Below are 13,191 nucleotides of genomic sequence, written 5' to 3' on the forward strand. Positions count from 1 at the left end.
TAACTCATAATCTCGATCGAACAGCGCCACTTTCGGTGATTATTTATGTGCCAAAAACTCATCAACGGAAATACTAGCTTGACGAATTAAACTTCTCAATAAACCGGGAGCTAATTCTTTATGATTAGGTATTGATAAAGTTGCTTTAGAATTATGCCACAATATTATATGACTACCTGTCTGATGATCCACAATATAACCAAATTTACAAAAAATTTTGACCGCTTTTTTTCCTGAAATATTAGATAAAAGTCCCATTTAGACAATTACTTCCCCAATGAATGAGATTGTTTCTTCTTTTAACTCATCAATTTGATGTTTATTCTGGACATATAAATATCCTTGAATTGCATCTTTAATGTTTGCGATCGCCTCGTCCATTGTTTTTCCCTGACTAACACAACCTGGTAATCTAGGAACTTCAGCTACATAACCATTATATTCTGAGTCAAAGGTAAATATTACTTGAAACTTCATTTTTAAGTAAGTTTTTTGTGATAAAAAAATTTAATTAACATTATAATCGATCGAACCCTTTTAACTCATAAACCTCGATCAAACCCTTCCCTGTCATTGCGAGGCACGAAGCAATCTCTCATTTAAAATTAAAGTTTCGGAAACCAATCCTCATCTAATATTTGTTCTACAGTAAAAGGATTATCAAGAGGAAATTGATTTAAAGGCAATTCTGTTTCTTTACTAACATTTTTTCTTGCTTCGAGGTAACACTTCTCTATAATTTCTACAATATATTGTCGTAAACTAGGATTAAATTCTAGTAAATCTTCTAACTGACAACGTTGCTCAATAATTGTACTCAACCAACTCTCAGAGATTTTTTGTGACTGATATTGATATTTTAATAAGTGCATAATTAAAACTCTTAGCCTACTTTTTAGTTCTCTTTTCTGACTAATTCCCATAGCCACAATTTCTTCAATTAAGTTATCTAAATCTAAGTCATTAAATTTTTTTTCTTCTAATAATTTTACAGTTTCTTGTATCCATAAATAATTATCGACTTCGTATAATTCCTTGAGATTTATTAATATTGATTCTGTCATAGCTAATTTAGATAAATTTAGTCTAATGGATTTTATTATATATCTGAATCCCGTAAAACAGTTATCTTGACTGTAACTCACAAAAAAAATCGCCCCGAAGGACGATCGATTAAATTTTGTTTTGAGAAATATCGTATTATTATTGAATAGCGACTCTGGTATATCCTTGAGGTGAACCAATCTTAATAAGAGGATCAGAATCTACTTTAAACAGTTCTAAATATTCAAAATTAGCTCGACTCAAAGAAGGATTTAACGTACTATTACCGCCACCACCAGTATCATAGGTTTTAGCCCAAATAGGTCCTGTATGAGTTCCTGTACCTCCACCATTAATGCGGAATGTAGAATTAGGAGCAAAAATGAAACCAGATGAAGTTAGATTTCCATTTGTAACGGCATCTCCAGAGGCAACATAATATTGAATATGCTTCCATTGATCAGCATTTGATAGTGGAGCACTTGAGCCAAAAGACAACCCATCATTACTATAAACAACTACTCGACCAGGATTATTGTTAAGTCCAGTAACTGTAACTGTAGGAACGGCAATATCAGAATAAATTTTGACAGTTTTACCACCACTAATATCTACATTAATAGGATTGCAACCTCCCGTATATTTGTATTCACTTGAAATCGATGTAGGCGTTAAAGTACAATTCTTATCAGTATTACTTAGGGTAGATATTCCAGAGGGAATAGTAAACTTATTATTCTCATCTAGCTTTGAAGGTAAGGGAGGGAAAAGTGTGCTAAATGATAGATGATCTCCATTATGCTTAAACGCACCACTGGGAGGAGCGCTCCAAGCTACACCACCACTAACACAACCAGAGGAGTCTAGTATATCGAAGTTGACTGTTTGATTTCCACCACCACTGATACTAAAATTTTGAGCCCAAAGACCAGCCGCTTCTGGGAAATTTAGGGGAAGAGGTACTCCACCTGAAGCCTTGTTTGAATTAATATCGACAGGAAATTGAACTTCTATTCTTGCTTGTGACGAGTCTTGATAATCTCCTTCAATAATTAATGTTCCAGTACCACTAGTATTAGGATCGCCTTCAAATTTGTAACTAATTAATTGAAAACTGGCATCTGGATTTCCATTGAGACTTATAGATGTACCTGAAACAATATCCACATGATTTTGATTCCCCGTTAATCCATTTTTTATCTCAGTGACTTTTGGATCTGTAAATTTTAGGGTTACTGTACTTGGACTTTCATCTTCCGATACAAAGGGAATACAAGCATTGGAACCTGAGCTACCTGAATTACCTGAGTTTGAGTTACCCGAATTACCTGAGCTTCCTGAGTTACCTGAATTACCTGAGCTACCTGAGTTACCTGAATTACCTTTGTTACCTGAATTGCCTTTGTTAGCAATAATCATATCATTGGGGAGAAAAGCAAATAAATTACTTGATATACTCTCAATACCCCAAGTTGGAACATCGCTAACTACAGTATTATATTCCAAAAGATTATTTGCTGTAGAGTTGTTGGAAGCTAAATTATCCAAATATTGATTTAATGCATTACTGTCCACAGTTCCATTAGCTATACCTGTCCACTGGCTGTTAGAAAGAATAGCCAAATCTGGATTTTCCACTAAAAGTGCTTGAATACGAGCAACTCCAGCCTCTGCAGCCGCCATTGCTTGTTTTGCTTGTTCATCTGCTATGGCATTAGTTTTATTCTTTCCTGCATTCATTAAGGAAACTGTTGTACCCGCAATCGCTACTAATCCGAGACATACTCCCACAGTGAGAGTGTTTCCTAATTGACGTTGTTTTTGTAAAGATAGAAAATTATAGATAAACTTAAGAGCTAAATTTTTTGGTTTTTGGGTTTTGCTTCGATCGAATAACATAACGATTTCCTCTCTTTTGCAGTGGGTAAGCTATAAAATTATTAATATAATATCAAAAATATAAAAACATAGACATAATTTTTAATAGTTACATTATATCTACGAGTTCATTATGCCCAAAGTTAAGGAAAAATATCACAAGGTATTTACTGAATTTTAATATAAAGTTTGTGTAAAGTTGCTCAGTACTTAAGGGTAAATCCTTATTTTTTCCTTTCAGAGATTATTTCGTTACCTCTCTATGACCTTATCAGATTATTTTATGTTTTGCAATGACAAAGAGGGGAAGTTCGAGGGAGGGGAGATTGCTTCGTGCCTCGCAATGACAAAAGGAGTTCGATCGAGTAGAGATTGCTTCGTTTCCTCGCAATGACAAAGAAGGTTCGATCGAGATAAGTATTTTATGCAGAAAAATGTTATAACAGGAAATAATGAGACAAAAAACATACACTATTAATTCCGCTAAAATAATTAATCAGCAAGGTTTTCGCCTTCCTAATTTCTTTTGATTCGCATAATTTCTAACTCACATTGTATTAAATATTCGATCGATTCTAAATGTCGGAGGGATTCTTCCATATCTCTACCCCAAGTATAAACTCCATGCCCTCGAATTAGATAACCCCAACAGGGAATACCTTTGTCTAAATATTCCAGCACTTGTTGAGCTAAAAAGGCTATATCCTGAGTATTAGCAAATATGGGGAGTTCGATCGAACTTTCATGGGTAGAAATACCATTAAAAGCCTTTAACAACTCATAACCCTCTAATCTCCATGCAGAATTTTCCGTTAAAAGACTAAGTAAGGTACTATTGAGAGAATGAGTATGTAATACCGATCCAATATGAGAATTTTTGGCGTATAAAGTTGTATGGAGGAGAGTCTCCGCCGAAGGTTTTTTATTGTCTTGGGGCTTACCTTGCAAATCCACCACCATAATATCATCAGGGGTTAATCTTCCCTTATGTTTTCCTGACACGGTAATAGCACAATAATTATCATCTAACCTTTGAGAAAAATTACTACTGGTAGCTGGAGTCCAACCTTTACTATCCAGAAAATTAGCCGTTTCAATAATGCTGTCAATAGCGAAGTCTAAATCTAGTGCAGAATAAGTCAATTTAAGCAATCCTTAATCAAAATAGAAAGTATCAGGACTTATGCAAAGATAACGATATTTTGTCATTGCGAGGTAACGAAGCAATCTCTCAAATCTTGATTTTTAGTATAAATGCTTAAGTCCTAACTATATTATATATTAACAACGGAATAAAAGATACTGACAATAGACAAAAGGCAAAAGACAAAAGGCAAAAGACAAAGAGTTCAATTTATTGAACGTTATCTCATTAGCAGTGTAATTTATTACACTGTGGGATATGGATTCACACCTCAATTCTCAATTCTTAATTCTACATTCTCAAAAAATGCCCCTATAATGGATATTATTAACCATTGACACAGAAAGGAAACAATTGTGGTTGCAACTCCTGAAAGAATTATCGACAACAACTCTACCGAAAACTCCCTCGATCGAGTAGCAGTATTATTAATGGGATATGGTGAAGTAGAAAGTTATGACGACTTTGCCAATTATAACGAACAAGCCTTAAACCTTTTAACGGCAAAATTTGCACCAGTGCCAACATGGATATATCCCCCCATCGCCAAACTGTTGGCTGTGTTTGACTTACACGAATGGAGTCATCAACACGGTAACTTTATCTCCCCCCATAACGCTATCTTTGAAAGACAACGATCGAACATAGAGCATCACTTACAACACACATGGGGCGATCGAGTCAAAGTATTTAAAGCCTTCAACTTTTGCGCCCCCCACCTACCCGAACAAGTATTAGAACAAATTAGAGAGGAAGGATTTGATAAAGTATTAATCTACCCCTTACTCGTAGTTGATTCTATCTTTACCAGTGGTATCGCTGTAGAGCAAGTGAACCAAGCCCTAGCCAAACCTGCCAATTTACAAGAGCATTGGATTAAAGGAATGCGCTATATTCCCTCCTTTTACAACGAACCCGAATACATTGAATTATTAGCGAAAATGGTAGAAAGGGAAATCAGTCATAGCTTAAGTAGCGCGTATCTCCCCTCAGAAATTGGTATTGTCTTAATGAATCATGGATGTCCCCATGAAGCTAAAGGCTTTACCTCTGGCATCGATGAAAGTCAAAAACTCTATGATTTAGTCAGAGAAAGACTCATTAATCGTTACCCCATGATTTCTGTCGGTTGGTTAAACCATCAAACACCTTTAATTAAATGGACTCAACCCAATGCAGAGTTAGCAGGAAGAAATCTTATTGAGTTGGGTGCGAAAGCCTTAGTATTTATGCCTATCGGTTTTGCCACAGAAAACCACGAAACCCTCTTAGATGTAGAACACATCATCGAATCATTACAGAGAAAATATCCTAACGTCAACTATGTACAGATGGAATGCGTTAACGATAACGATGAATTTTGTGCTATGGCGGCGCAATGGGCAAATCCTCAGATTGAATCCTTACTCAACGATGAAGCAATGGTAATTAATCCTAGTCTTGCCACCGCAAGTCATACAAAAGGACATCATCACCATCATCATCATCACTAAATAGTTTATACTAAAAATTAGAAGTTAGAAGAATTTAAAATAATCTCAAAATTAACAATTAATCTTTATGTCTTCAGCTACCTTATATCCTCATTTAGAAAGAATAAAACAAAATGAATTAGAAATAATTTGTCTTGAAGGAACACAAATTCCTGTTTATTGGGTGATCGAAGAATATAAACGATTACATCAATCCGTAGATGCTGTTATTACTAAGTTAAATCATCTGAATCCTTCTTTAATTTTAAGTGCTTTAGCTTATTATTATGATCATAAACAAGACATTAATCAGATTATTAATAACAATCAAATAGCCATCGATACCGAAATAGCAAAAAGCCTTTATCCTGATTTACAAACCTATCATTTTATCCAAAAACAAGCTCAACTTTTTGAGGAAAAATTACCAGAACTTATGAAAAATTATCAAGGTAAATATGTTTATTTTGAAAATGGAGAGGTTTTAGCTTTTGACAATGATGAAGAAAAATTACTTGATTTTGTTGAAGAAAAATATGGTGTTAAATCAATGTTTATTGAAAAGGTAGAAATAAAAATTTAATAGAATTTAATATTTTAATGTTTAAATGTAATTATACAGAAATTAATGATCAATCACCAATTCCTTTAGTTCGTTTACAACTGAAAAATATTGATAATTGTAGTTCAGTTATTGAAAAAGATGGTATTCTTGATACGGGTGCTGATTGTACTCTTATTCCTTTTTCTACTATTGCTAAATTACAACCAAAATCGTTAATTAGAGGCAGACATAATCAGATAATTTATGGTGTAGGAAATAGTAAAATTATCACTGTTCCTTATCGAATTTTAATGAGTTTTGATCAAGAAAATTTTATCAAAATTAAAGTTTATGCTTGTCCTGATGATGATACCAATGGTTTAATTATTTTAGGACGCAACTTTTTAAATCGTTATCGAATTACTTTTGATGGTAAAGCTAAACTATTTATCATTGAGTAAGTTGGGTGAAACTCTATGATATTCAACATATTCACTATTCACGATCGAGTATTACCATCCAGTGATAGAAGGAGTATCTAACAAACTAGGACTATTTTTTTCTGTAGAAGACTGGTTATTGTCTGTTTCTCGCACTTCAATACAAAAAGTAGCAGTATTAAAACCCCCAAACCTTTGTACAGTACTGGTTCTTAATCTAATGTCATCTCCTACAAACCAAAATCTTTCATGAATAGTCATGGTTTCGTACTCTGTAGTTAGCACAAGAGCGTTTTCGTGATCTAAATAGTATTCTCCTGCAACGGGTACAATTTCAGCATAACCTCTTTCTCTAAGTAATTTTCCTTGACGGGGATTTTCGGCGGTAGGAATTAAAGCAAAAACTGTCTCACCTTTGTGATCTTCATTTTCTTTATCCCATTGCATTGATCCATCCCATGTTACATAAGAGCCTCCTACGGATAAGTCTGGATTAAAGGAGTGCATTTGACAAATTTCGACTATTTTGGGATCATCTTTAGTTAAGGTTTCTACTTTTATCTGAGAACCTCCTGTTTCTGCTCTTCGGAAAGGTAAATGATGGGTTGTTCGTTGCGATCGCCACTGCCCTGCACTATTTTGAAAGAATGTTAAACCGTCCATATTATAATTGATTATAAAACCTATTTTATAAGGATTATACCATTTAAGAATTAAGAATTAAAAATTAACCATATTTCGTCGTTGCCTTTTGCCGATGCCCCGATGCCTACCTCTATCAGTAAACTTAAATCCAAACTAGCTTATGACTCTTTCCGAATACCTCTCTAAGTCTTTAAATACTATCAAACGAGCTAATTGGTATCGTCAAGAAAAAACCATTACGGGGTTATCGGGGGCAATCATTGAATTAGAAGGGGAAAAATTAGTCAATTTTGCCAGTAATGACTATCTTGGGTTAGCTTCGGATAAGCGGTTAATGGAGGCTTCTATTGAGGCTATTTATCAATATGGTACAGGAAGCACTGGATCAAGATTACTCAGTGGACATCGTAAGTTACATGAAGATTTAGAGGGTTCGATCGCACGGTGGAAAAATACGGAAAAAGCCTTAGTATTTAGTTCAGGCTATAGTGCTAATATTGGTGTTATATCAGCATTAATGAATCAAAAAGATTTAATTTTAGCTGATGAATATAACCATTCTAGTCTCAAAAATGGAGCTAAATTAAGTCAAAGTAAAGTAATAGAATATAGCCATAATAATTGTGTGAATTTAACTCATAAATTAGCTAAAAATCGTTCTGATTATCGTCATTGTTTAATTATTACTGACAGTGTTTTTAGTATGGATGGTGACTTATGCCCTTTACCTGAATTAATCGATATTGCTAATAAATACGATTGTTGGTTATTGATAGATGAAGCCCACGCTACGGGGGTAATGGGCAAAACGGGGGCAGGATGTATGGAACATTTTGGGGTAAAAAATGACAATATTATTCAAATTGGTACGTTAAGTAAAGCTATCGGCAGTTTAGGAGGTTATGTGGCTGGTAGTGCGGTTTTAATCGATTTTTTGCGTAATCGTTGCCCAACATGGATTTATACTACGGCTTTGTCTCCTGCGGATACGGCGGCAGGATTAAAGGGTATTGAAATTATAACTACAGATACAACACTTCGATCGAACCTCTGGCAAAATATAGCCTTATTCAAACAAGAATTAACATCGCTAAATATGAGCTTTTTACCCAGTGAATCAGCAATTTTGTGTTTAAAGTCAAAAAATGCAGAATCTGCCCTCAATACTAGCTTAAAACTACGGGAGAGAGGTTTTTTTGTTCCTGCAATTCGTCCTCCCACAGTACCCACCAGTCGCCTTCGTTTTTCGCTCATGGCTTCCCATAAACCCGAACATTTTGCCACCCTCAAACAGCATTTAGGATATGATAAAAATCTGAGTGAACCATAAAATCCTTTAAAACCTTCGTTTAAAACGCTTGAATCCACTCTTTGATTTCATAATCTGTCCAAATACCATTTTGCCAGTAGGGATCAGATTCAATTAAATTTTTGACGATTTCTTCATTTTCCGCCTCATAAATACCAAACACTTTAGTATTATCTTTTGTTGGTCCTAAAGTGATTAAAATTCCTTCCTCTTTTTGTTTTCCTAAGCCTTCTAAATGCGCTTGACGATAGGGTGTTCTTTTTTCTAAGGCGTTGTCACAATAGCTTCCGAATAAAATATATTTTGCCATAAATAGTTAAGAATTAAGAATTAAGAATTAAGAATTAAGAATTAAAAACTCTCCACTATTCACTATTCACTATTCACTATGTTCATCAAACACTAATAATAATAGTTAGATGATTGAGAGGTTGTTTCGGGGGCGAATGCTAACCATAATGGAAATTTCAGTAGTGATAAACTCACTTTATCATCACTTTGATCTATGATCACTAAGGGTAAGTCTTTTTCTTCAATAATTCGATCGCCCTTTTGAATTAAGGCTTCAGGTGTTTCAAATAGCACTACTCCTCGATTTGGTCCAAAATCACTGCGAGAAATGCCTAAACAGTCTTGTAAACCTCGTCTCCATTCTCCTAATCTTTCTGGTGTGTCCGATAAAATTAGAGTTCGGGTTCGATCGCCGTATAATTGATAGAGTATAGACATGATAGCAGAAGCGATCAGAATATTTTGCAATCTTGAACTCATACTGCGTAAACTTCCCCTTCCCCCTTGATTGAAAAACCATTCTCCTACTCTTTGGGCGTGGACTGGTTCAAATGTTCTGCGTAATTGCCAAGGTGCGCCATAGTAATCTGGACGGGTACGGTATTGATCCAATAAACCACGAATTTGACGCATTTCTTCTTTAAAGTTTTTCTCCACAAAACTGGGATTAGGGTTATTGTTTTCTTGAGTTGCGGTAGTTTTAGGGTTTTCTTCCCATGATTGAGGGTTATTATTAACTAATTCTAATTGTTCGGCGGCGGCGGCTAAGTCTTGTAAGCTACCCACTAAATAATCTTTAAATCCTTGTACTCGAATGGCTAAGTCTTGAGACACTCCCGAAAATGTGGTTTTCATTTCTCGATCGATCTTCTCTTTTCTGCGTTCTAGTTTTTGAATTTCTAGCTCTAAATTTTGCTTTTTTTGCTCTAATTCTTTTAAGCCTTCTTGCACTAATAAATTAATATTTATTTTAATATTTTCTTGGAATTTTTGTAAATCATCATCAGGTTTATTTATTAACTCCATTTCAGTAGTTAAGTCTTGATTTTTAGCTTCAATTTTATCTATCTTTTCGGTTGATAAATCTTGATTTTCTAAGACAATATTTTCTATATTTTGGGGTTTATTTTCTTCTATTTTATTTTCGATAATCGGTTTTGATTCTTTATTTCCATTGTCATCTATGCCTATATCTTCTAAAGATAAAATGTTTAATTCTTCTTCCATAGAATCATTATCTTCTGCTAATTCGTCAGAGGTTATATTATTTTTTGGTAATTCTTCTTCTGATTCCATGACAAAGTTCGGAGGTTCGATCGAATCTCTTGAAGTCTCACTTTTAGTAGTTTTTTCTGATTGCATTTGCCATAAATCATCATCATCAAAATAATCTAACTCTGTATTTTTTTCTAAGGATTCTTTTTTTATATCTGACATAATATTTTATATAATTAGTATTTTTATTTATAATTTTTTATCTAATTAAGAGACACTTAATAAGATCATAATTTGAGTATTTCAAAACTCTTTTTGATTTTTCTCTTTTCCCTCTTCCCTCTTCCCTTTTCCCTAGTCATCGCCTTATATCTTGTATTTTCTGACGGAGTATCATTTAAGACTTTTGACCGTACTTTTCTAAACATTCCCTAAGAGTTACCGCATCAAAAATAATGGGAATAAAATGGATACTCTTAACTTCTTTAAAGTAGAATAAAATCGGTACTGGTTGCCAAAAAATCACCCAATTTTCCCATTCACTATAAGGAAAAGTTCTAATTTTGTTTTCACCTCGATAAACGTCTAAAGCCGTAGGGGTAAATTTTAACTTAATAATATTTGCTTGAATAAATAAAAATATTCCAAATAAGGTAACAACAATACTGACAATTATTTGTAACAAACTTAGGGCAATACCACCAATAATAATCACAAAAGGAATACGATAATTTGGGGCTAATGTTACCGTTTCTGAAGACAAAACACTACTTTTCATTAGTTATTTCACTCAAATCTTGGTTTAATATCCTTTATATTTTAAGTCGATCGAGGTAAATTTATCTGATTTCGACCAAAGAAAACTTAAGTTCCCCCTTTATTTAAGGGGGGGTGAGGGGGGATCGTATTCTAATGATAAACTTGTCCATCAGGCATAATCGCACCTTCCAAATTAACCCCTGCAATATTAGCACTACTCAAATCTGCACCAATTAAATTAGCATTAGTTAAATCCGCCGAAGTCATGTTTGTACGGGCAAAAAACACCTCCATTAAAGAAGCGTTACGCATAATCGCACCATAAAGATTAGCACGACTTAAGTCCGATCGATTCAATCTCGCAAAAGTCATATTTGCTTGAATTAAATTAGCTCTAATTAATTTACAATCTGGCATGGTGGCACTGTCTAAATTAACCATACTCATATCTGCATCAATGAATTTCACCCGCTCTAATTTGGCATTAGAAAGATTCGCCCCGATTAATTTTCCCCCCGTCAAATCCACTTCCGTTAAAAAAGCACCCTTTAAATTAGCTTGAGTTAAATCCGCCCCCGTTAAATTCGAGCCTCTCAAATTAGCTTCCCGTAGATTCGCCCCTACTAAACTAGCATTTCTTAAATCAACCCCTTGAAGATCAGCTCCTTTTAAGTCTGCTTTATCCAGATTAGCACCTTTTAAAATAGTTGGTTTAGCTCTTTTTTCTAACCGCATATTCGCACCCCTTAAACAAGCTCCTTTCAAGTTAGCACTACTTAAGTCTGCAAACCGTAAATCAACTTCAATTAAATTAGCATCCAACAAATTAGCAAGGGTGAGTTTAGTATTTCTCATGTCAGATTTTTGCAAAATTGCCCCATGAAATTCGCTTCGGTGAAGATTTGCCCCCACTAAATTGGATTGATTCAAATTAGCACCACTAAAGTTGGTTTCTTCTAAATTTGCTCTGCTTAAATCCGCTCGACTTAAATAACAAAAGGTAAAATTGGCTTTCTGTAAATTGGCATCATTGAGAATAATCCCGATTAAATCCGCTCCCACTAAATCAATACCTGCTAAATTTGCCCCCGTAAAACGATTTTCTCCTGCTGAATAACGCTCGATAAATTCATTAACTTCCATTGCTTTAACCTTTGACTAATTATGTTTTTTTGTAAAAATGTTTGACTGATTCCACGATCGCACTGACTGCTTGAGCATTATCATCGGGTTCTAATCCTTCTATACTGGAATTAGCTACTGCCATTAAATGAGCTTCAATGGTTTTAATATCTTTACCGTACTGCTGAAACATCCTAATTAGTAAATCATCTAAACTACAAGTTCGCACGATCGACCAATGTTGTTCAGTAATGTCAATTTGATATATGGCATAAAATAACATAATTTTGGCGCGTAGGGGGTTAGTATATTGCATAATCTCCTGTTTAAGATCAAAAAGATTATCCAGTTTTAACCAAGGAATTACTTGCCCTTCTGGCACTCCAGCCACCGCCATATTACCAGATATATCAATTCCTGAGTCATCTTCCGATTCCGAAGGCTCAATATTCGTCTCTACTTCCTGATTCATGGTGACAGGAGGAGATTCTGGCACATTATTTTTACTTTTGGCTTTAATTAGTTGAGTTTCTTCTTCTTGCCCACTATCGCTGTCTTGACTAACTTCCACAGTTTCGTGTTTATATAGATAAGTTAATTCTCCGACGATCGTATCTGCAATAAACGAATAAAAATTTTGTCTGTTAATGGTAGAAACAATATCCTCAAGGGCTTTTTTTAACCTTTTAGGATTGGGATAGAGTTGATGTAATTCCAATAAAAGTTCCCTTATATCATACATCTCAATCACATTAATATCATTTTCCCAATACTGTTTACAGGCGGCAAAAATTAATTTTTTGATTCTTGGTGATTCTTCATGATAGTTAATATTTTCGGCAATTCGATCGAGCAAATCCGATTCAAATTCATTGCCTTGATTTTGGGATGCTGAAACAGAATGCTCCTCATTATATAAAGGTGACATTCTTTGGAAGACATATTTGGCAATTTTTACATATACTTCCTTCCGATTTAAAGTATTAACAGCTTGATAGAGCAAGGCTTTCAAATCTTCCAGAGTGGGATTACCTTCATAAAGACTTTCGAGCAAAGCCTCAAAAGAATAACCGTTAACAATGGCAAAATCTGGTTCCCAGTATCTCTGACTCACATAAAAAATTAATTTTTTAGCTCTTTTAGCTTCTTGTGAACGACTTAAATCGTGGGCAATACTAGAGATTATATCTGACGATACGATCATAGAACTTCGTCGGGGCTAATTTATATTGAACATTCTGAAATTATAACCAATACCCCCTATCCTAGCATAATGAATCATTAATAATTCAAAATCAAGAATCCAGAATGAAGAATGAAGAATTAAG

Annotated in this window: 16 protein-coding genes; 4 read left to right on the forward strand and 12 right to left on the reverse strand. The window is 34.4% G+C overall.

All coding sequences use genetic code 11. The annotated features are described in order from the left end of the window. Positions 1–39: 39 nt before the first annotated feature. From ACN4EE_RS02385 to ACN4EE_RS02410, 6 genes are all read right to left on the reverse strand, one after another. Positions 40–258 (reverse strand): type II toxin-antitoxin system HicA family toxin, encoded by a 219-nt coding sequence (locus tag ACN4EE_RS02385; protein WP_431704796.1) that lies wholly within the window; start codon positions 256–258, stop codon positions 40–42. Continuing rightward, positions 259–477 (reverse strand): type II toxin-antitoxin system HicB family antitoxin, encoded by a 219-nt coding sequence (locus ACN4EE_RS02390; protein WP_431704797.1) that lies wholly within the window; start codon positions 475–477, stop codon positions 259–261. Positions 478–605: 128 nt separating this feature from the next. Then, positions 606–1,064, reverse strand: a complete 459-nt coding sequence (locus ACN4EE_RS02395) for a DUF29 domain-containing protein (RefSeq protein ID WP_431704798.1) — start codon at positions 1,062–1,064, stop codon at positions 606–608. A 139-nt stretch (positions 1,065–1,203) separates the two neighbouring features. Further along, entirely contained in the window at positions 1,204–2,943 is a 1,740-nt protein-coding gene (locus ACN4EE_RS02400) for a DUF7305 domain-containing protein (protein WP_431704799.1), read from the reverse strand. A 255-nt stretch (positions 2,944–3,198) separates the two neighbouring features. Then, entirely contained in the window at positions 3,199–3,390 is a 192-nt protein-coding gene (locus ACN4EE_RS02405; RefSeq protein ID WP_431704800.1) for a hypothetical protein, read from the reverse strand. 48 nt (positions 3,391–3,438) lie between these two features. Then, entirely contained in the window at positions 3,439–4,065 is a 627-nt protein-coding gene (locus tag ACN4EE_RS02410; protein WP_431704801.1) for a methylthioribulose 1-phosphate dehydratase, read from the reverse strand. A 357-nt stretch (positions 4,066–4,422) separates the two neighbouring features. On the opposite strand from ACN4EE_RS02410, the gene ACN4EE_RS02415 reads away from it, so the two are divergent. The 3 genes from ACN4EE_RS02415 to ACN4EE_RS02425 all read left to right on the forward strand — a co-directional run bounded on the left by ACN4EE_RS02415 (position 4,423) and on the right by ACN4EE_RS02425 (position 6,543). Continuing rightward, positions 4,423–5,559, forward strand: a complete 1,137-nt coding sequence (locus ACN4EE_RS02415; RefSeq protein WP_431704802.1) for a ferrochelatase — start codon at positions 4,423–4,425, stop codon at positions 5,557–5,559. 67 nt (positions 5,560–5,626) lie between these two features. Further along, positions 5,627–6,121, forward strand: a complete 495-nt coding sequence (locus tag ACN4EE_RS02420) for a DUF5678 domain-containing protein (protein ID WP_431704803.1) — start codon at positions 5,627–5,629, stop codon at positions 6,119–6,121. Between the two features lie 17 nt (positions 6,122–6,138). Then, positions 6,139–6,543 carry a retropepsin-like aspartic protease gene (locus ACN4EE_RS02425; RefSeq protein ID WP_431704804.1) on the forward strand — a complete coding sequence of 135 codons (405 nt, stop codon included), beginning with the start codon at positions 6,139–6,141 and terminating at the stop codon, positions 6,541–6,543. Positions 6,544–6,594: 51 nt separating this feature from the next. Here the strand turns inward: ACN4EE_RS02425 and ACN4EE_RS02430 are convergent, their stop codons facing one another. After that, positions 6,595–7,185 carry a phycobiliprotein lyase gene (locus ACN4EE_RS02430; RefSeq protein ID WP_431704805.1) on the reverse strand — a complete coding sequence of 197 codons (591 nt, stop codon included), beginning with the start codon at positions 7,183–7,185 and terminating at the stop codon, positions 6,595–6,597. Positions 7,186–7,327: 142 nt separating this feature from the next. Here ACN4EE_RS02430 and bioF point away from each other — a divergent pair, with 142 nt between their 5' ends. Further along, positions 7,328–8,497 carry an 8-amino-7-oxononanoate synthase gene (bioF, locus tag ACN4EE_RS02435; protein ID WP_431704806.1) on the forward strand — a complete coding sequence of 390 codons (1,170 nt, stop codon included), beginning with the start codon at positions 7,328–7,330 and terminating at the stop codon, positions 8,495–8,497. A 19-nt stretch (positions 8,498–8,516) separates the two neighbouring features. On the opposite strand, the gene ACN4EE_RS02440 is transcribed toward bioF, so the two are convergent. The 5 genes from ACN4EE_RS02440 to ACN4EE_RS02460 all read right to left on the reverse strand — a co-directional run bounded on the left by ACN4EE_RS02440 (position 8,517) and on the right by ACN4EE_RS02460 (position 13,067). Continuing rightward, on the reverse strand, positions 8,517–8,786 hold the full coding sequence (locus ACN4EE_RS02440; RefSeq protein WP_431704807.1) for a YciI family protein: 270 nt from the start codon (positions 8,784–8,786) through the stop codon (positions 8,517–8,519). Positions 8,787–8,878: 92 nt separating this feature from the next. Continuing rightward, entirely contained in the window at positions 8,879–10,204 is a 1,326-nt protein-coding gene (locus ACN4EE_RS02445; protein ID WP_431704808.1) for a DUF3086 domain-containing protein, read from the reverse strand. Between the two features lie 175 nt (positions 10,205–10,379). Next, the gene (locus ACN4EE_RS02450; RefSeq protein WP_431704809.1) at positions 10,380–10,760 is read right to left on the reverse strand and encodes a DUF3119 family protein; all 381 of its coding nucleotides are present in this window, start codon (positions 10,758–10,760) and stop codon (positions 10,380–10,382) included. Positions 10,761–10,891: 131 nt separating this feature from the next. Further along, a complete protein-coding gene (locus ACN4EE_RS02455) occupies positions 10,892–11,884 on the reverse strand; it encodes a pentapeptide repeat-containing protein (RefSeq protein WP_431704810.1) in 993 nt (330 codons plus the stop codon). Between the two features lie 19 nt (positions 11,885–11,903). Then, positions 11,904–13,067, reverse strand: coding sequence for a hypothetical protein (locus ACN4EE_RS02460; RefSeq protein WP_431704811.1), 1,164 nt, complete (start codon positions 13,065–13,067; stop codon positions 11,904–11,906). Between the last annotated feature and the right edge of the window lie 124 nt (positions 13,068–13,191).

The sequence above is a fragment of the Geminocystis sp. CENA526 genome, assembly GCF_050753365.1.
Taxonomy (GTDB): Bacteria; Cyanobacteriota; Cyanobacteriia; order Cyanobacteriales; family Cyanobacteriaceae; genus Geminocystis.

What these genes read in the sequence shown, in the direction of transcription:
- ACN4EE_RS02385 (WP_431704796.1), bottom strand. Translation starts at nt 258, where the DNA reads ATGGGACTTTTATCTAATATTTCAGGAAAAAAAGCGGTCAAAATTTTT.
- ACN4EE_RS02390 (WP_431704797.1), bottom strand. Translation starts at nt 477, where the DNA reads ATGAAGTTTCAAGTAATATTTACCTTTGACTCAGAATATAATGGTTAT.
- ACN4EE_RS02395 (WP_431704798.1), bottom strand. Translation starts at nt 1,064, where the DNA reads ATGACAGAATCAATATTAATAAATCTCAAGGAATTATACGAAGTCGAT.
- ACN4EE_RS02400 (WP_431704799.1), bottom strand. Translation starts at nt 2,943, where the DNA reads ATGTTATTCGATCGAAGCAAAACCCAAAAACCAAAAAATTTAGCTCTT.
- ACN4EE_RS02405 (WP_431704800.1), bottom strand. Translation starts at nt 3,390, where the DNA reads ATGTTTTTTGTCTCATTATTTCCTGTTATAACATTTTTCTGCATAAAA.
- ACN4EE_RS02420 (WP_431704803.1), top strand. Translation starts at nt 5,627, where the DNA reads ATGTCTTCAGCTACCTTATATCCTCATTTAGAAAGAATAAAACAAAAT.
- ACN4EE_RS02425 (WP_431704804.1), top strand. Translation starts at nt 6,139, where the DNA reads ATGTTTAAATGTAATTATACAGAAATTAATGATCAATCACCAATTCCT.
- ACN4EE_RS02430 (WP_431704805.1), bottom strand. Translation starts at nt 7,185, where the DNA reads ATGGACGGTTTAACATTCTTTCAAAATAGTGCAGGGCAGTGGCGATCG.
- bioF (WP_431704806.1), top strand. Translation starts at nt 7,328, where the DNA reads ATGACTCTTTCCGAATACCTCTCTAAGTCTTTAAATACTATCAAACGA.
- ACN4EE_RS02440 (WP_431704807.1), bottom strand. Translation starts at nt 8,786, where the DNA reads ATGGCAAAATATATTTTATTCGGAAGCTATTGTGACAACGCCTTAGAA.
- ACN4EE_RS02445 (WP_431704808.1), bottom strand. Translation starts at nt 10,204, where the DNA reads ATGTCAGATATAAAAAAAGAATCCTTAGAAAAAAATACAGAGTTAGAT.
- ACN4EE_RS02450 (WP_431704809.1), bottom strand. Translation starts at nt 10,760, where the DNA reads ATGAAAAGTAGTGTTTTGTCTTCAGAAACGGTAACATTAGCCCCAAAT.
- ACN4EE_RS02455 (WP_431704810.1), bottom strand. Translation starts at nt 11,884, where the DNA reads ATGGAAGTTAATGAATTTATCGAGCGTTATTCAGCAGGAGAAAATCGT.
- ACN4EE_RS02460 (WP_431704811.1), bottom strand. Translation starts at nt 13,067, where the DNA reads ATGATCGTATCGTCAGATATAATCTCTAGTATTGCCCACGATTTAAGT.